The following is a 17,431-nucleotide window of genomic DNA, read 5'->3' on the forward strand; positions in this document are numbered from 1 at the left end:
CGCGCATGAGCGAACGCAAGAAAGTCAATCTCGCCCTGCAAGGCGGCGGCTCGCATGGCGCATTCACCTGGGGCGTCCTCGATTATCTGCTCGAGGACGGCCGGCTCGACATTGCTGCGGTGAGCGGCACCAGCGCCGGGGCGATGAACGCGGTCGTCCTTGCCGAAGGCTGGCTTGAAAACGGCCGGGAGGGCGCACGCGAAAAACTCAAGCAGTTCTGGCACGCGATCTCGACGGAAAATGCATTATCGCCGGCGCAAGCAAGATTTTTCGATCTGTTTTTCGGGCCGCAGACGCTAGGGGGCCAGTTTTCGTCTCTATGGAGCGATTTCTTCACCCATTTCGCCAGCCCCTATCAATTCAATCCGCTCGATGTGAACCCGCTGCGCGACTATCTCAACGAGGCCATCGATTTCGAAAAGGTGCGCGCCTTCGATGAATTCAAGATTCTCATTGCCGCTACCAATGTGCACACCGGCAAGATCAAGGTTTTCAAGGGCGGCGAACTGACCGCCGATCATGTCATGGCCTCGGCGACCTTGCCGACGCTGTTCCGGACCGTCGTCATCGATGGCGAGCCCTATTGGGACGGTGGCTATATGGGCAATCCAGCCTTGTTTCCCTTCTTCTATGCCTCGGACACGCCGGACATTGTCATCGTCCAGATCAATCCGATTGTGCGGCGTTCGATTCCACGCAGCGCACGGGAGATTCAAAATCGCCTCGACGAGATCACCTTCAACGGCGCGCTGATGGGCGAATTGCGGGCGATCGATTTCGTCGTGCGCCTGATCGACGCCGGCAAGCTGTCCGTCGACGATTATGTCCGGCCGCTGGTCCATCGGATCGATGGCTGCGACCTCTTGAGCCCCTATGATGCGGGGACGAAGCTCGATGCGAGCTGGCAGCTCATCAGCGCGCTTTTCGAGTTCGGCCGCACCGCGGCCAAACATTGGCTCGACGAAACCTATAGCCATATCGGCGAGAAGAGCACGCTCGATCTGCGCATGGCTTATTCATGAGGGCGCCTGTGGCAGAGCCGGATTATGCCGTCGTCTTGACGGCTTGCAGTGCCGACATGGCGCCGCGGATTGCCGAAGCGCTCGTCGCCGCAAGACTCGCCGGCTGCGTGCAGCGCATGCCGATCGAAAGCACCTATCGCTGGAAGGGCGAAATCGAGACGGCGTACGAAACCTTGCTGCTGATCAAGATCAGGGCCGCCGATTATGCGGCAGTCGAACAAGCCATCCGGGCGCTGCACGATTACGACGTGCCGGAGATCATCGCGGTACCGGTTGCGCAAGGATTTGCCGGCTATTTGTCCTGGCTCGACGAAGTCACGCAGCGCTCATAGGAGCGGCAGACCTAAAGAACGGAGCGGGCGATCAGCCGTTCGGCGTCGTCGATGGCCTGCGGCGTGCCGACATGCAGCCAGATCCCGTCGAGGCGCAGGCCGTGCAAACGGCCGTGTTCCGCCGCGTTAAGGAAATAAGGCAGCAACCGGAATGGGCCGTCCGGAGCATCAGCGAAAAGCTCCGGCTTGATGATACCGACGCCCGTATAAACGAAAGGCGCGACGCGGCGTTCCTCGCGCTTGGCCAGCCGACCGAAGCCGTCCATGACGAAATCGCCAGGCCAATCGACGCCGGAACTCGTCGCCGTGGCAGCAACGAGAAGCAGCACGTCCATCTCCTCCGGATTCCAGGCGGCCGCCAGGCGTTCGAGATTGGGCTTGGCGCCTTCGACCCAGAAGGCATCTGTATTGCAGAGAAAAAAGGGTGCGTCGCCAAGAAGCGGCAGGGCCTTTTTGATGGCGCCGCCCTGGTCGAGCAGCCGGTCGCGCTCGTCCGAAATGACGATCCGCGGCGCGCTGCGGCCGGCGAGATGCGCTTCGATCCGATCGGCGAGATGATGCACATTGACGATGGCGGTGCCGAGACCGGCTGCGGCGAAACGATCAAGCAGATGATCGATCATCGGCTTGCCGCCGACTTTGATGAGCGGTTTCGGAACCGTCTCGGTCAATGGCCGCATCCGCATGCCAAGGCCCGCGGCAAAGACCATCGCTTTATCCGGCATGAAAGCTTTCGTCGGCAAAGTGAACTCGCGGCCAACCCCGTCGCACCCGGTGGCGGGCGCGGTTTGCATTCAGGCGCCTCTTTTGAGGATCTGAGGCAGGTGGGTCTCATACCAGCCCTTGAGACCAGACAACAAGGGATGCGCCAAATCCTTAGCTAAATTTTCCTCAATGCGAGGCAGATGGACGAGGTATTGCGGCTTGTGGTCGCGCTTATCGAGGCGCGCAAAAATGCCGAGAATTTTCGTCGCCCGCTGGGCTCCCAGCACCGCATAGGCCCGGGCAAAGGCCGCCATATCGAATGTCGCGTCGGCGATGCGGCGCAATTGCGCATAATGGCCGAGCAGTTTCAATTCCACCTCCGGTGGCACGTCGACCCGCGCATCCTGCAGCAGCGACACAACGTCATAGGCCGGATGGCCGAGCACGCAATCCTGGAAATCGATGAGGCCAACCCGGGCGCTGCCCTGGCGCTCGGCCAGCCAAAGGATGTTCGGCGAATGGAAATCGCGCAGCGTCCAGGTCTGCGGCCCGGAGACGACCTCGCGCAACGCGTGCCGCCAGAGATTGACGAAACTTGCCTTGGCGCCCGAGGTCAAAGAAGCTTTGGCGACATGCGGCGCATACCAATCGACGAGCAACTCGGTCTCGATCGACAGCGCATCGACGTCGTAAGGCGGGATGCGATAGGTGTTTTCTTCGTCGATCGGCAGCGTGTCCGGCAGGCTGAGGTGATGCAGCCGCGCGAGCAGCGCGACGGATTCGGCGTAACGCTCAGGGATGATTGCGCCCGCCTCGGTGACGCCGGCATTGCCGAAATCCTCGATGACGGCAATGCCGACATCGAGATCGGCGGCGTAGATCTCGGGCGCCGAGAACCCTTCGGCGCGCAGACCTTTGTCGATGGCGACATAGGGCCTGATGTTTTCGGCGAGATGGGCCAGCGTGCCATAGGATTTGCCGAAGCGGATCGGCGGCCCATCGGCACGCGGCGGCGCGATCATCAGCACCGCCGTCGTACCGTCCGGTTTGACGAGCTTTTCGTAAGCGCGGGTCGAGGCATCGCCCTGCATGAACTGACGTTCGGCATCGGCGAAGCCTGATTGGGCCAGAACGTTATGGATCGCGCGGGCGATATCGAGGCGCGATGCGAAACGGCCCGTGCCAGTCAAAGTGGCGGTGCGGAAGCCCGCATCTTGCGCAGGATCGAGCGCGAGCCTGACGTCCAGCCGGTCGGCTTCGAGGCGGCCGGCAGCGCGTTCGGGCCATTCGACGAGGACGAGTGCGCCTTCGCTGGCTTCGTCCCAGCCGAGCTCGTCCAGTTCCGATGGCGCCCGGATGCGGTAGAAATCGGCATGGACGATGGGAAAGTCCGTGGCATCGTAGATCTGCATCAAGGTGAAGGTCGGACTCGGCACCTCGAGATCTGCGTCGCCGGTCAGGCTGCGGATCAAGGCGCGCGCAAAGGCGGTCTTGCCGGCACCGAGCTCGCCGCTCAGCGTCACGAGATCGCCCGGCCGCAGCCAATGGGCGAGTTCGATGGCGAGCATCGCCGTCGCCGCTTCATCGGAAAGCGCGAGGCGCCAGGTCGCGGTCTGTGCCCACTGCGGCGAAGAAGCCGCCATCGCCTAATTCCCTTTCACCGAAAACGCCGCCGTCATCGCCTCACGTCTTTCCTCATATCCGATCCGATACCAATGTTTTTGTCCATCCCGGCTTCGACTAACTCTTGAGCCGGTCGGGAAAGATGCAGCTCACGACCGTGCCCCGCTCCGGCGCTGAATCGATCTCGACAAAGCCGCCGTGCAGTTCGACGAGCGCGCGCACGATCGAAAGGCCGAGACCGACGCCGCGGTGGCGGGAGCCGAGGCTGTCCGTCTTGAAACGCTTGAAGACGTCGTCGATCACATCCGGCGGAATACCGCGTCCCTGGTCGCTGACTTTGAGAATGATTGCTTCGCCGCGGCGGGAAGCTGAGAGCACGATCGTCTGGCCCGGCTCCGAGAAGCCGATGGCGTTCGACAAAAGATTGAACAGGATCTGGCGGATGCGCTGCCCGTCGGCAACGAAGGTGCCGATGTCGTTCGACGCCTCGATCTTCAGATGGATCGAGGATTCGGCGAGCCGGTCTTGGACGCCTTGCGCCGCCAAGCCGATTGTTTCGCGGATGTCGATCTTTTCGGGATTGAGTTCCAGCGCGTCGGCGTCGATCGAGGCGAGATCGAGGATGTTGTCGATAATGGCGAGCAATGCCGACGACGAGGTTGTGACATAGCCCGCATATTGCCGCTGCTTTTCATTCAGCGGGCCGGTCGCGGGATCGCTCAGAAGTTCGATGAAGCCGATGATATTGGTGAGCGGCGAACGCAGTTCGTAGGAGACATGATGGACGAAGTCGTTGCGAAGTCTTTCGGCATCCATCAGCGCCTTGTTGCGCTCCGTGAGCGCGCGCTCGACGTTCACGCTCGCCGTCGTGTCGGTGAAGGTGAGCAGTGTCGCGCCATCCGGCAACGGCTGCGCCGCGAGATCGAGTACGGCGCCGTCGCGGCACGAGATGCGGCCTTGATAGACGCGGCGCTGATCGCCAAGGCCGGTGACAACGCTGCGGATCTCGCCAAAGGCCGGATCGTCCGGGCCGAAGATCGTACAAAGCGTGCCGAGGCGGTCGATATGCGGCTTGTCTTGCAGCGCCACCGCATCGAGCTGCAAAAGCTGCGCGAAAGCCGGATTGAAGAAATTGAGCCGCCCGTCGGTGCCGAAAACGGCGACGCCCTCTTTCAGCGTATCGAGCGTCTCGCTCTGCACCCGCATCAAGGCGTTGAAGCGCGATTCGAGATGGAAGCGCTCGGTCACGTCGTCGAAGAGATAGGTGACGCCGCCCTGCGGATTGGGATTGATGACGACGCGCAGCGTCCGGCCGTCCGGCAAGTACCAGACCTGTTCGCTCGTCTCGAGCGCTTGGTAGGCCGACAACAGGCCGTCCTTCCAAGCGCGGAAGTCGGCTTGTTCGGGCAGGAGCCGTCCGGCGCGCAGCCGGTCGAGGATTTCGGAATCCGACGGATTTTCCTCGAGGAAGGCGGGCGGCAGCGACCAGAGCTGGCGGTAGGCGGAATTGTGGAAGACAAGCCTTTTGCGGCGATCGAAAATGGCGACCGCCGTCGAAAGCTGGTCGAGCGTCGCCGCATGCGCATTCGACTGCCGCTCCATGTCGGTGCGCATCGCTTCGATCTGCGAAACGTCGGTGGCAAGCCCGGCCGAACCCATGGAGACCGGCACTTCGACAATGTCGAGCAGGCGGCGTTGGCCCGCCGCAACCGCCGCGGCGCGGGCGCGCCAGATGGTGCCGCCCCTGCGCGCCTCGATCGACTGGTCGCGCGTCGTGCGTTCGAGAAGCTCAGTGCCGCGCAGCAGCGCGTCGGGCGCATCCTTCGCCTCGACGGCGTGGACGTAAGCGGCATTGACCCAGGTGAGCTTCTCGCCGCGGTCGCGCAGCCAGACAGGATAGCTCGTCGAATCGAGCAGGGCATGCAGAGCGTCAAGCTCGCTGAAGGCGCGCAGCAGCCGTTCGCGCAGCCGCGTGGCCTCCAGCCGGTCGCCGGACACGTCACGAATGCGCATGATGGCGCGGCCGCTCACCGCGCGGCCATCGAGTTCGAGCGTGCGCCCGGCCAGGCTATCGACGATGAAATGAAAGGCCTCGCCGCGCGTGCGCAACTTTTCGACGCAGGCATCGAGCAATTGGGCAGAGTCCGGCGGCAGCCAGGAGCCGAAGCCGAGGATGCGGCGGGCGATCGGCTGGTCGGTAACGAGGCTGAGATCGCCCTCGATCTCCGCTTCGTTGCCGGGGCCGCCCCAGGCGACGATGATCTGCGGCTCGGCGGCGAGAAAAACCAAAGCGCGGTCGAGGCTGGCGCGCAGATTGTTCAATTCGAGCGTATAGGCGGCGTCCTGCTTGGTCCATTTGCGGGTTTCGCGCAGATGCAGCAGCGCCGTGACCACCGAAAACATCACCAGCCCGACGATGAGCGACAGGCCGACGATATCCTGGCTGGCGCGCATGTGTTCGAGCACCAGCCCCGGATAGCTCGGCTCGGCCTGCGCCGTCGCCGCAAGCGCAGACAGCGCCAGGGCCATTGCCGGCCGAAGCGGCAAAAGCCAAGCCATGTGCGAATGTCGCGCGCTTGAGCCGTCCCGCCGCCGTGCTCGTTCGCCCATTCCCCGACCTCTTAACGGCCCGCGGACGCGGCGCCTTCGAGAATCGCTGTCATCCAGCCCGAATCACCTATTTACAGCATGTCGCGGCGGCGCGGGCCGGCGAAGCCTAGTCTTTACAGCAAAAAGTCTTGCCGGAAATTTGTCGTGAGCGCCGGCCCTGAGGCGCGACCGGCGCGGCACGCTGGCGTCAATAACGATATTGCTCGGGCTTGAACGGGCCGTGCTGCGGCACGCCGATGTAAGCGGCTTGCTCCGGCGTGAGCTTGGTCAGATGCGCGCCGACCTTGGCAAGGTGGAGCGAGGCGACCTTCTCGTCGAGATGCTTCGGCAAAGTGTAGACCTCGCGTTGATATTGACCTTGCTTGGTCCAAAGCTCCATCTGCGCCAAGGTCTGATTGGTGAAGGACGCCGACATGACAAAAGAGGGGTGGCCCATCGCATTGCCGAGATTGACGAGCCGGCCCTCGGACAGAAGGATGATGCGCTTGCCGTTGGGAAATTCGATTTCGTCCACCTGCGGCTTGACGTTGTTCCATTTGAAATTGCGCAAGGCCGCAACCTGGATCTCGGAGTCGAAGTGCCCGATGTTGCAGACGATGGCGCGGTCTTTCATCTCGCGCATATGTTCGAGGCGGATGACATCGATATTGCCGGTGCAGGTGACGAAAATATCGGCGCGCGGCGCGGCCTCTTCCATCGTCGCGACTTCGTAGCCTTCCATCGCCGCCTGCAAAGCGCAGATCGGATCGACCTCCGAGACGATCACGCGGCAGCCGGCGTTGCGCAGCGATGCGGCTGAGCCTTTGCCGACGTCGCCGAAGCCCGCGACCATTGCGATCTTGCCGGCCATCATCACGTCGGTGCCGCGGCGGATGCCGTCGACGAGCGATTCGCGGCAGCCGTAGAGATTGTCGAATTTCGACTTGGTGACGGAATCATTGACGTTGATCGCCGGCCAGAGGAGCTTGCCCTCTTTCTGCATGATGTAGAGGCGATGCACGCCGGTCGTCGTCTCCTCGCTGACGCCCTTGATGCCGGCGGCGATGCGGCCGTACCAGCCGGGGCTCTCCTTCAGCCGGCGCTTGATCGCGGCAAAGAGAACTTCTTCTTCCTCATTGGTCGCCTTGTCGAGGAAGGCCATATCGCCGGCCTCTGCACGCACGCCGAGATGAATGAGCAGGGTGGCGTCGCCGCCATCGTCGAGAACGAGATTCGGTCCGCCGCCATCACCCCATTCGAAAATGCGGTGGGTATAGTCCCAATAATCGACGAGGCTTTCACCTTTGCGGGCGAAGACCGGAATGCCGGTGGCGGCGATCGCCGCGGCGGCATGGTCCTGCGTCGAATAAATATTGCAGGAGGCCCAGCGGATATCGGCGCCGAGCGCCTTCAAGGTCTCGATCAGGACGGCCGTCTGCACCGTCATGTGCAGGGAACCGGCGATGCGCGCGCCGGCCAGCGGCTGCGCGGCGCCATATTCGGCGCGCGTCGCCATCAGGCCCGGCATTTCCGTCTCGGCGATGTCGATCTCCTTGCGGCCCCAGGCGGCAAGCCCCAAATCTGTAATGGCGTGGTCGGCGGTCGGGTGGGTCATGAGCGCTCCTCGAAAATCGGCGCGGGTCTAGCGCAAAGACGGGTTTAACGCAATAAAGATATAAACAAGTCTTTATATGAACCGGGCCGGGCTACTCCGGGTTTAGGACGGTTCTTAAATGAGGCTCAGGGGTTGATCCGCTGGCACGGTTTTTGTTAAACTTTTGGCTTGCATAGGGGTTTAGGGACGATGGGACTTGTCGCACGCGAATTGGTTTCGGGGCCGGGGATCAGCACGGGGCAGATCCGCCCGATGCTGGAAAAATACGGCCTGCGCGCCACGCGGCAACGGCTAGGCCTTGCTAAGCTGCTGTTCAGCAAGGGTAATCGTCATATTACCGCGGATGTGCTCGCAGCCGAAGCGCATGACGCGCGGATGTTCGCGTCGCTCGCCACCGTCTATAATGTGCTCAATCTCTTCGCCGAGGTCGGTCTCGTCCGTAGTTTTACGGTCGAGGGCGGCAAGACGATTTTCGATACCAACACGACCGATCACTGCCATTATTTCTATGAAGATACCGGCCGCGTGACGGATATCGCGGCCAATAATCTCAATATCGCGAGCCAGTTTACGCCGCCCGAGGGCTACGAGATCGCCAAGGTCGATGTCGTCGTCCGGCTGCGGCCGCGTCGCGACGGCCTGGCGACGGCCAAGCCGGTCGATCCAGAGTCCTAATTTCCGTCCTCTAAGGCTGCGCAGCCGCTCTGCGCCGCAACGTGCGGCCAAGCAGGAGCGCCGCTTTGGCATTTAGCGCGCCGACCTCGCCGCCGAAGCCGAACCAGCGGCGCGGATTCTTCCTCTCGTTCTCGACGAGATGCGCGGCGACTGCGATCAGCACGGCGGGTTCGGCCGCGGCAAGGCCCGGATAGAGAATTTCGAGTTGCATCGGTCGGCGTGCATACTCCCGCGCCCGGCATTTCAGCATATAGGCGGCGGTGCGGCGGGCCTGGGCGCGCAAAGCTTCGGCGGGATCGTGAGGGCTGAGAGAAAGCATGGGCGTCTCCGGTAAGAAGACGCATTATAATAGGTAATTATACCTAATATAGGTATTATTACCTTACAAACTCCGCTCTTTTCTGGATAGGATCCGCTGCCATTGTCCGGCCCGCACAACCGCCTGGATGGCTGCGGCCCAGGCGATCTGGACGCCGCGGATCGGCGCGGCATTGTGGCTTTCGAGATCATACGTGCCGGCGACGGCGCCGCGCCGCACGCGCTTCAAATAGCGCCGCCCGTCCTGCGTACGCACGGCGGCCTCGCGGCCGACAACCGTCTCGGCATCCTCGCTCTGCTGTCCGCAGATGATCACGTCGCCGGAATCATAGCGCGGCCACATGCTTTCGCCCTCGACTTCAAAGGCGACCGTATCCGCCGGGATCGAGAAAGGCACGCTGATCTCGTAGAGGCCATCCTCAGGAATTTGCTCATATTCCGGCAAGATCTCGGCGCCGGCGCCGATCCTGCCGACGACCTTGACCTGATTGCCCGCGCCGGGATCGCCGATGCCTTCGAGAAGCCAGGCGGCGCTCGTCTTGAGCACGGGCGCAAGCGCGGCCAGTGTTTCGGTGGTGATGCCGCGCCGGTCGCCGTTTTTGACCGCGCGCTTCAAATTGCGGATCGCATCCGGCTTCTTGGCCGCGAGCGAGGCCGCATGCGCCGACAGGCCCAAGGCCTCCAGGCGGCTTTCGACGCGGGCTAAAATGTCCTCAAGCTCCATAACGGTAGATTGACCGAATTCTTTCGCCATGCACTGAGTAATTTTACCGTTGACATGCAGGTATAATTACCTAATAAATGCGTCTGAGAGGAGGGACATACGCATGTCATCGGAAAAAACATCGTGGACGACTGAGCGCGTCGCGCGGCTCGGATTCCTGGTCGGGCAGGGATTCGGCGCCAAGCGCATTGCCGAGGACCCGCTGATCGGTTCGACGCCGAACAACGTGCATCGCCAAGCCCAGCGCTTCGGCCTCGCCTTTCGCGACGCCGCCGCAACGGCCCTGCGCCTGCCGCCGGACGCCGCCGCCCGCTACGACGCGGCGGCCGCCAAGCGCGGCCTCACCCGCGAGGCCTTGATCCGGCTTTTGCTGCTCGTCGCCGCGGACGAACCGAACCTGCTCGACAATATTCTCGACGATGAGGCGTGAGCGATGGACGACGACATGAAGATCAACGCGCTCGAACGCCCTTATGACGAGGAGAATTTCGGCATCCCGGCGCGCTGGGAGCCGGAACATGTCGGACGCCGCTTGGTGAAGGCCTTCATGACGCTCGATCGTCTGCCGCGCGCCCGCGGTCCGCGCGAGCCGGGCGGGCATTGGCCGCGCCATGCGGTCGAATGGGCGGATCGCCTGGCGCAGGCCGAATTGTCGGATGCCGAAAAGCGCACCCGCGAGGCAGCGCAGAATTTCACCGTGCTGCGGCCGAGCGCCGCCGAAATCGCCGAGATGGAATCCGCTTTCGACTGGCTGCGCGAATTGCGCGCCGTCGATTCCGGCATGGCGCTGGTGACGAGCCTCTGGGCCTTGCGCACGGCGCGGCGCAAATCGGTGCGCCGCCTTTGCACCGAAAAGAAATGGGCGCCGCATACCTTCTATCGCAAGCGCGCCAAGGCGCTCGCCTATCTCGCCGACCTGCTCAATTCGCGCAACGCGCCGGTCTTTTGAGACGCCGATGCGAGACGAAGGCGTGCAAACCTTCAAAACCGCGCTGCGCCAATCCATTGACGGCGCGACAATTTGCGAGCGATAACACGCGCATTGCAGCGCCCGATCTGCGCGCTGGTTTCCCTTCCGATCCGCATCCCACCCTGTCCATTGCGAGCGAAGCGAAGCAATCCAGAATCGCTTTTTTTGAATCTGGATTGCTTCGCCGCTATCGCGTCTCGCAAATGACGACCTGCGCCTTATCCTTGTACAAACCCGCAAAACCATGCTGCGCCGATCCGTTGACGGCGCAACACTTTGCGAGGCATAACACGCGCATTGCAGCGCCCGTTCTATGCCCGCTGCAACTCCGTTTCCTTCGAGGCCATCGCAACGCGGTGGCCTTTTGTTTTGGCCGCATCGCTTTGCGGCAGGGCCCGCAAAGGATGTCTCATGGTCTCATTCAGCCCGGGGCAGGAGGCGGCGCGCCGTCTCCTCGAAGGGCCGCAACGATATACGTGCCTTGCCGGCGGGACACGCTCGGGCAAGACGTTTCTCATCGTCCGCGCCATCGTCGCCCGGGCGCTGAAGGCGCCCGGCTCACGCCATGCCATCCTGCGTTTTCATGCCAATGCGGCGCGCGCCTCGATCGCGCTCGATACGCTGCCGAATGTCGCCAAGCTTTGCTTTCCGGCGCTCAAGCTGAAACAGCATCGCCAGGACGGCTTTTTCGAACTGCCGAACAAGTCGCGCATCTGGATCGGCGGCCTCGACGACAAGGAGCGGGTCGAAAAAATTCTCGGCCTCGAATATGTCAGCATCTTTCTCAACGAGGCGTCGCAAATTCCCTATGGCTCGGCACTCGTCGCCTTCACGCGACTGGCGCAAAAGGTCGAAGGCTTGAAGCAGCGTGCCTATGTCGATCTGAACCCGGTCGCCAAATCGCATTGGACCAATCTGCTGTTCGGCGACAAGCGCGATCCGGCGTCGATGCAGAAGCTCGCCGATCCGAAGAATTACGCGCGCATGTTTCTGAACCCGGTCGACAATGCCGACAATCTCGCCCCGGAATTTCTGGAAAGCCTCGCCAATCTGCCGGAGCGGCAGCGCAAGCGCTTTTATGAAGGCGTCTATGTCGACGAGCTCGAAGCGGCTCTCTGGAGCTATGAGATCATCGAGACGACGCGTTGTGCGCCGGGTGATATTCCCGAGGCCGCCCGCGTCAGCGTCGTGGTTGCGGTCGATCCTTCCGGCGCGGCCGGGCGCGACGACCTTAACGCCGACGAAATCGGCTTGATCATCGCGGCGCGCGGCACGGATGGCGATTGCTATATCCTCGCCGATCGCTCGTGCCGCGAGGCGCCCGCTGTCTGGGGGCGCCGCGCCGTCACCGCGTTTCACGAATTCCGCGCCGACTGCATTGTCGCCGAATCCAACTTCGGCGGCGAGATGGTGCGCGCCACCATCCATGCCGCCGATCCCAATGTGCCGGTGCGGCTCGTCACCGCGAGCCGCGGCAAGGCGGTGCGCGCCGAGCCCATCTCGGTGCGCTATGCGCAAGGCCAGGTGCATCACGCCGGGCGCTTCGCCCCGCTCGAAGATCAGCTCTGCGCCTTCACCGCGGCGGGCTATGGCGGCGCCGGCAGCCCCGATCATGCCGACGCGGCGATCTGGGCGCTGACCTATCTCTTCGAGCTGACCGACGGCACGGGCATCATCGAATTCTACCGGCGCGAGACGAACCGGTAGCCGCTTACTGCGTCCAATAAAGCACGAAGGCGAGCAGCAGCGGCGCGCAGAATGCGGCCGTGCGCGCGAGCATCGTGAATTTCCGATAGGTGCGCAGATGCGCGCTTTCATCCGGCGATAGGGTCGAATCCGGCCGGTACAGCGGCGCGGCTTCGGGCTCGGTCGCTTCATAATAAGCCAGAGCCATGTCCGTCCTCCTTGGCTGATCCCGATGACGAATCAACCGGCCGGCCGCGGCGCGGTTCCGCCCTTAAGGAATGTTCATGATGGAACGCGGTGCAGGCCAGCCGAGCTGGCCGCTCAGTCCCTATGAAGTCAGCGTGAGCTATGGCCAGCCCGGCGCAGCGGGGCAGGGGGCCGATTGGTTCGGGCCGCTGGCGCCGATCACGCCGCTGGCGCCGCCCGAAGTCTCGGGCCGGCAATGGGATTATCCATCCGGCTATAATCTCGCGACGACGCCGCGCATCGACGAGCCCGTCTCGTTTCATACCTTGCGCGGCCTTGCCGATGGCTATGATCTGCTGCGCCTCGTCATCGAGACGCGCAAGGATCAGATTGCGCGCCTTATCTGGTCGATCGGCCCGCGCAGCAAGCAGCCGGGCGCCGATCCGCGCCTTGCAACGCTGCGCCAGTTCTTCGCAAGGCCGGACGGCTTGCATTCCTTCGGCGACTGGCTACGGCTGCTGCTCGAAGAATTGTTCGTCATCGATGCGCCGACGCTTTATTTGCAGCGCGATCGCGGCGGCCGGCTGACGGCGCTTCTGCCGCTCGACGGCGCGACGATCAAGCCGGTGATCGACGATTGGGGCCGCACGCCGCAGCCCTATGCCGAGAACGGCGCGACCGTCTATCCCGTCGCCTATCAGCAGGTGCTGAAAGGCTATCCTGCGGTCAATTATTCGCTGCGCGACATCATCTATCGGCCGCGCAACCTGCGCGTCAATCACGCCTACGGCCTGAGCCCCGTCGAGCAGATCATCACCAGCGTGAATATCGCGCTGCGCCGGCAGATGTATCTGCTCGACTATTTCACGCAGGGGAATATTCCCGACAGCCTGATCGGCGTGCCCGAGAATTGGACGCCCGACCAGATCGCCTCCTACCAGAAATATTGGGACGCTTATTTCGACGGCGATCTCGGCCGCCGGCGGCGGGCGAAATTCGTCCCCGGCGGCGTCGCCAAGACCTTCATCCAGACCAAGGAGCCGGACCTCAAGGGCCCCTTCGACGAATGGCTGGCGCGCATTGTCTGCTTTGCCTTTTCGATCTCGCCGCAGGCCTTGACGCAGCAGGTCAATCGCGCCACGGCGCAGACGCAGAAGGAGCTTTCGGAGGAGGAAGGTCTCGCGCCGGTCCTCGCCTGGGTGAAGGAACTGATCGATCAGGTCATCGCGCAGGAATTCGCCGCGCCCGATCTCGAATTCACCTGGAGCGCCGAGCCCGCGATCGATCCGCAGGCGCAGGAGGCGGTGCTTTCGAGCTATACGTCGAAAGGCATCATAACGATCAACGAGGCGCGCGCCGCGCTTGGCCGCGATCCCTATCCCGATGCGGCGGCCAATCGGCCGATGACGCTGACGGGCCAGGGCTATGTGGCGCTCGGCGCGCAGACGGCGCCGGTCAAAAAATTCAATCCGCATCACGACGAACGCGGGCGTTTTGCGAGTGCGGACGGCGGGGGTGGGGCGTCAGGTTCTGCAAAACCGCGGGAGCGCACGGCGCAAGGAAGCATACCCGAGGAAGAAAATCGCGATGCGGAAGAGCCTGCGGACCCTCTTGCCGAGGTGCGCGGTCAGGAATGGGCGAAGTCAATCGCGACCTTGCGCGCCCTCGATCCCAAGAACCCGAACCTTACTTACGCGGCCGCGCCCGATTGGGTGCCGACGGATCGAGACATCGCCGATCTCAACGCGGAAATCGCCAGAGTTACGGAAGCAAGGGTCAGCGCCTTTATAATGCCGGGTGGAAAACTGATGGGTGTGCGGACCGGCAGCGGCGTTAGAGAGGCTCCCGGCGGGGCGCCGGCGGCCCGGGCGGCTTTTGATTATCTCAAAGTCGGGGGGACACCGTATACGGGCGATTATCCGGGTGAAATGGTTATTCTGCCGAGTGACGTAGGTTCGGTTGGGTTCCGTTATAATGATCAGGGCATCCCGACTTTGGATATAAAAGTTCTAGGGATCATTCGACAGACGCGATTTCACTATCGAGGAAATTGACATGGCGAGCATCAATGAAATCGCGGATGATATCTTGAGAGAAGCGGCGAATGATTCGGTAGCTTTATGGGCCATAGCCGACGCGGTAAGATGGGACCTCAGCTTATCAAATAATTCAGATGTCAAGACAGCCACCCTTGATGTGGTGAGTGAGCTTTTGCAGCATGGACTTTGGCCGGGTAATTTCCGCCACGGTGGATCGAAGATTTATTTTTGGGATGAGCCGGACACCGCCGCTTGCCTCGCACGGATCGATAGGGAATGGGACGTGACCGAGGGCGATCCCGTTATGTCCAAGCCGATCTGCTGGTTCCGCTCAAGACAACCTTAGCGAGCGGCGTGGAGGGGGCCTCGTCTGATGCAATTAAGCGACGACGATATTCGTAAAATTCAAAAGCTGATGCGTGAGAAGGCCTGGTCGTCCGTCTATTCCTTGCTTGATGAAGCCCGCGACCACGCTTTGACCCGTGAAGATAAGGCTCGCGAAGCTTACTGGAGATCAATCGCGTTTATAAAGCAGGGCCAATATCAAAAGGCGATCGAGCTTCTGCGTGACGATAGCGCGCTCTTCTATTGCCAATGTCTTCCACACAAGATTATTGCTGAAGTTCTTGACAAGGCTGGCGATGATCAGGGTGCTCTACGAGAATTGAGCGCGGCGCCAATCGAGCAGGAGATGGAAGAATTTTATGGTATCGCAATCGATACAAAATTCCTCTATTTCTATTTGCTTGCGAAGGCAGGCGATCGATCCGTCGTGAATAAACTCTCTGAAATTCCGAACGATTATCGTCACATCACTATGGACGGAAAGTTTTTGACGAAGGCAAATATTATTTCCTTGCTGAATCGAAATTAAAAAACGACTTCGATGCGCCTAATCTGATCCGCAGGCGCAGGAGGCGATCCTTTCGAGCTATACGTCGAAAGGCATCATCACGATCAACGAGGCGCGCGCCGCGCTTGGCCGCGATCCCTATCCCGATGCCGCGGCCAATAGACCGATGACGCTGACGGGCCAGGGCTATGTGGCGCTCGGCGCGCAGGCCGCGCCGGTCAAAAAATTCAATCCGCATCACGACGAACGCGGGCGTTTTGCGAGTGTGGATGGCGCGGGTGGTGGGCGTCAGGTTCTACGAAACCGCGGGAACGTACGGCGCAAGGCGGCGTGACAGACGAAGAGAATCGTGGGGCCGAAGAGCCGACCGATCCTCTCGCGGAAATACGCGGGCAGGAATGGGCGAATGCGATTAATACTCTGCGCGCCCTGGACCCTAAGAATGCGAATCTCTCTTACGTGACAGCCCCTGACTGGGGGCCGACAGACAAAGATATCGCCGATCTCAACGCGGAAATCGCCAAAGTTGCCGTCAAACGCGTGACGGATTATGTGATGCCGGGCGGGAATCTGATCGGCATGCCCGGTGGTGGCGGCGATGTCAGGAATGCTCCTGGCGGTGCGGAGGCCGCGCGAGCGGCATATGATTATCTAAGTGTTGGCGGGACGCCCTACGCTGGGCCCTATCCAGGTGAGATGACCGAGTTACCTGGTAACGTAGGCTACGTCGGATATCGCAACAACAATCAAAGTATTCCTACGGTCGATGTTAACGTGCCGAGTGCGCACATCAAGGTACGTTTTCATTATCAGCAGTGAGGCGATATGTGGACGATCGAAACTATTGTCGAGGACTTTCTTACCGAAGCGCAAGAAGATTGGATCGGTCTCTGGGCAATTGTCGGGGCGGTGCGGGATCGTCTCGATCTTGAGAGTAACGAAGAGGTCAAGGCGCGCACGCTTGATGTCGTGCGCGGACTCCTGGACCGCGGGCTTTGGCCTGGAAATTTCGATAATGACAAGAAGTTTTGCCAGTGGGATCTTCCTGACGCGGCCGCGTGCCTCGCACGAATCGACAGCGAATGGGATGTTACCAAGGGATATCCGGTAGCATTGGATGCGATCTGCTGGTTTGACTGGAAGAATAAGTAGCTTCGACGGTGATCGCCTTCACCGCTTGCGCGACACGCTTCTCAATCTTGACGCGCGCGCGCATAAGCCTGATTAATTGGCGGGCGTTGGATGCGGAGCGAGGCGATGGGCAAAATTGCAGCGTATCGTCGCGCAGGGGCCGCGCTTCTTTTTGTAACAATTTTGTGTAATTCCGTCCGTGCCGACGAAGCGCCTCCGGTCAGTCCCGATAAGCCAGCGCCCTTTGTCACGCTATCGCATGTTTCCGCGACGATCGAATTCGGCATTCCGGCGCTTGCCCGCGCGGTCGAGCGCGACGTGCCGCGGCGGCTTGCGACCTTCGACGAACGCATCCAATGCGTTCACCGGCGCGTGCTGTTCTTTCGCGTCAGGGCGAATTGCGACATTGAAGGCGCTATCGAGCGCACCGGCCCGGTCTCGCTCTATGGCCGCGGCGATGCGATCATCGGGTCGACGCCGATCTATGGCGCGGTGAGCGGGCAGGGCGCCAACCGATTCACGCGACGCATTCACGGCGCGGCGGAGGCCGGTGTCGTTGTCGAAGCGACGGCGCGGCCGGAGCTGCGGCGCGACTGGTCGCTCGATCTTCACTTGAGCGATAGTTATCATTGGACAGAGCCGCCGGTGCTTCATGTGCTCGGCCGCGATATTCCGCTCGCCCGTTATGTCGAGCCGCGGATTCGTGAACAGCTCGCGCGGGTGCGAGCCCGCGCGGCCGAGGCGGTGCGCCGGCTCGATCTGCGCGGCAAGGCAGCGACCGCTTGGCGCCATGCCTTCGAGCCGATCAAGCTCGCCGACAATCCGCCGGTCTGGCTGCAATTGACGCCGCAAAGCGCCGCCTTCGCCGGCGTGCGCGCCGATCGTCAGGTGCTGTGGGGCACGCTCGAATTGCAGGGCAATGCTGCGACTTCTGTTGGCGCTGCGCCGGCGCCGGTCGCGGCG

At 61.9% G+C, this 17,431-nt stretch carries 20 protein-coding genes; 13 read left to right on the forward strand and 7 right to left on the reverse strand.

Translation table 11 applies throughout. From position 1 onward, the window contains the following. Positions 1 to 5: 5 nt before the first annotated feature. Positions 6 to 1,022 carry a patatin-like phospholipase family protein gene (locus tag Q0025_RS00655; protein ID WP_297295061.1) on the forward strand — a complete coding sequence of 339 codons (1,017 nt, stop codon included), beginning with the start codon at positions 6 to 8 and terminating at the stop codon, positions 1,020 to 1,022. Positions 1,023 to 1,030: 8 nt separating this feature from the next. Further along, the gene (gene cutA, locus Q0025_RS00660) at positions 1,031 to 1,354 is read left to right on the forward strand and encodes a divalent-cation tolerance protein CutA (protein ID WP_297295062.1); all 324 of its coding nucleotides are present in this window, start codon (positions 1,031 to 1,033) and stop codon (positions 1,352 to 1,354) included. A gap of 11 nt (positions 1,355 to 1,365) precedes the next feature. Here cutA and Q0025_RS00665 read toward each other — a convergent pair whose 3' ends face one another. From Q0025_RS00665 to ahcY, 4 genes are all read right to left on the reverse strand, one after another. After that, on the reverse strand, positions 1,366 to 2,064 hold the full coding sequence (locus Q0025_RS00665; protein WP_297295084.1) for a nucleotidyltransferase family protein: 699 nt from the start codon (positions 2,062 to 2,064) through the stop codon (positions 1,366 to 1,368). Between the two features lie 84 nt (positions 2,065 to 2,148). Then, positions 2,149 to 3,702, reverse strand: a complete 1,554-nt coding sequence (gene tsaE, locus Q0025_RS00670; RefSeq protein ID WP_297295063.1) for a tRNA (adenosine(37)-N6)-threonylcarbamoyltransferase complex ATPase subunit type 1 TsaE — start codon at positions 3,700 to 3,702, stop codon at positions 2,149 to 2,151. 97 nt (positions 3,703 to 3,799) lie between these two features. Continuing rightward, entirely contained in the window at positions 3,800 to 6,241 is a 2,442-nt protein-coding gene (locus Q0025_RS00675; protein WP_297295064.1) for a PAS domain-containing sensor histidine kinase, read from the reverse strand. 238 nt (positions 6,242 to 6,479) lie between these two features. Then, positions 6,480 to 7,886 carry an adenosylhomocysteinase gene (gene ahcY, locus Q0025_RS00680; protein ID WP_297295065.1) on the reverse strand — a complete coding sequence of 469 codons (1,407 nt, stop codon included), beginning with the start codon at positions 7,884 to 7,886 and terminating at the stop codon, positions 6,480 to 6,482. A gap of 189 nt (positions 7,887 to 8,075) precedes the next feature. Here ahcY and irrA point away from each other — a divergent pair, with 189 nt between their 5' ends. Further along, the gene (gene irrA, locus Q0025_RS00685; RefSeq protein WP_297295066.1) at positions 8,076 to 8,561 is read left to right on the forward strand and encodes an iron response transcriptional regulator IrrA; all 486 of its coding nucleotides are present in this window, start codon (positions 8,076 to 8,078) and stop codon (positions 8,559 to 8,561) included. A gap of 10 nt (positions 8,562 to 8,571) precedes the next feature. Here irrA and Q0025_RS00690 read toward each other — a convergent pair whose 3' ends face one another. Together Q0025_RS00690 and Q0025_RS00695 are read right to left on the reverse strand one after the other, a co-directional pair. Next, complete coding sequence (locus tag Q0025_RS00690; protein ID WP_297295067.1) at positions 8,572 to 8,880, reverse strand: hypothetical protein; 309 nt, start codon at positions 8,878 to 8,880, stop codon at positions 8,572 to 8,574. Between the two features lie 63 nt (positions 8,881 to 8,943). Next, entirely contained in the window at positions 8,944 to 9,633 is a 690-nt protein-coding gene (locus tag Q0025_RS00695) for a S24 family peptidase (RefSeq protein ID WP_297295068.1), read from the reverse strand. Positions 9,634 to 9,706: 73 nt separating this feature from the next. Between Q0025_RS00695 and Q0025_RS00700 the strand changes: the two genes are divergently transcribed. The 3 genes from Q0025_RS00700 (at position 9,707) to Q0025_RS00710 (ending at position 12,280) form a co-directional block, all read left to right on the forward strand. Continuing rightward, on the forward strand, positions 9,707 to 10,033 hold the full coding sequence (locus tag Q0025_RS00700) for a hypothetical protein (protein WP_297295069.1): 327 nt from the start codon (positions 9,707 to 9,709) through the stop codon (positions 10,031 to 10,033). A 3-nt stretch (positions 10,034 to 10,036) separates the two neighbouring features. Next, complete coding sequence (locus Q0025_RS00705) at positions 10,037 to 10,552, forward strand: hypothetical protein (RefSeq protein WP_297295070.1); 516 nt, start codon at positions 10,037 to 10,039, stop codon at positions 10,550 to 10,552. 432 nt (positions 10,553 to 10,984) lie between these two features. Next, the gene (locus Q0025_RS00710; protein ID WP_297295071.1) at positions 10,985 to 12,280 is read left to right on the forward strand and encodes a phage terminase large subunit; all 1,296 of its coding nucleotides are present in this window, start codon (positions 10,985 to 10,987) and stop codon (positions 12,278 to 12,280) included. Positions 12,281 to 12,284: 4 nt separating this feature from the next. Here Q0025_RS00710 and Q0025_RS00715 read toward each other — a convergent pair whose 3' ends face one another. After that, positions 12,285 to 12,467, reverse strand: coding sequence for a hypothetical protein (locus Q0025_RS00715; protein WP_297295072.1), 183 nt, complete (start codon positions 12,465 to 12,467; stop codon positions 12,285 to 12,287). Between the two features lie 76 nt (positions 12,468 to 12,543). Between Q0025_RS00715 and Q0025_RS00720 the strand changes: the two genes are divergently transcribed. The 7 genes from Q0025_RS00720 to Q0025_RS00750 all read left to right on the forward strand — a co-directional run. Continuing rightward, positions 12,544 to 14,499, forward strand: a complete 1,956-nt coding sequence (locus Q0025_RS00720) for a phage portal protein (RefSeq protein ID WP_297295073.1) — start codon at positions 12,544 to 12,546, stop codon at positions 14,497 to 14,499. A gap of 1 nt (position 14,500) precedes the next feature. After that, on the forward strand, positions 14,501 to 14,830 hold the full coding sequence (locus tag Q0025_RS00725) for a hypothetical protein (RefSeq protein WP_297295074.1): 330 nt from the start codon (positions 14,501 to 14,503) through the stop codon (positions 14,828 to 14,830). A gap of 27 nt (positions 14,831 to 14,857) precedes the next feature. Further along, entirely contained in the window at positions 14,858 to 15,358 is a 501-nt protein-coding gene (locus tag Q0025_RS00730; protein ID WP_297295075.1) for a hypothetical protein, read from the forward strand. A 145-nt stretch (positions 15,359 to 15,503) separates the two neighbouring features. Further along, positions 15,504 to 15,671: a hypothetical protein gene (locus Q0025_RS00735; RefSeq protein WP_297295076.1), complete on the forward strand. Its 168-nt coding sequence runs from the start codon at positions 15,504 to 15,506 to the stop codon at positions 15,669 to 15,671. Further along, positions 15,668 to 16,156, forward strand: a complete 489-nt coding sequence (locus Q0025_RS00740; protein WP_297295077.1) for a hypothetical protein — start codon at positions 15,668 to 15,670, stop codon at positions 16,154 to 16,156. Before Q0025_RS00735 ends, Q0025_RS00740 begins: the two co-directional genes overlap by 4 nt. Before the next feature lie 6 nt (positions 16,157 to 16,162). Further along, positions 16,163 to 16,489, forward strand: coding sequence for a hypothetical protein (locus tag Q0025_RS00745; RefSeq protein ID WP_297295078.1), 327 nt, complete (start codon positions 16,163 to 16,165; stop codon positions 16,487 to 16,489). Between the two features lie 162 nt (positions 16,490 to 16,651). Continuing rightward, positions 16,652 to 17,431, forward strand: a 780-nt coding sequence (locus tag Q0025_RS00750; RefSeq protein ID WP_297295079.1) for a DUF4403 family protein, incomplete at its 3' end; no start/stop codon positions are given.

Source organism: uncultured Methylovirgula sp., assembly GCF_947646745.1.
Lineage (GTDB): Bacteria > Pseudomonadota > Alphaproteobacteria > Rhizobiales > Beijerinckiaceae > Methylovirgula.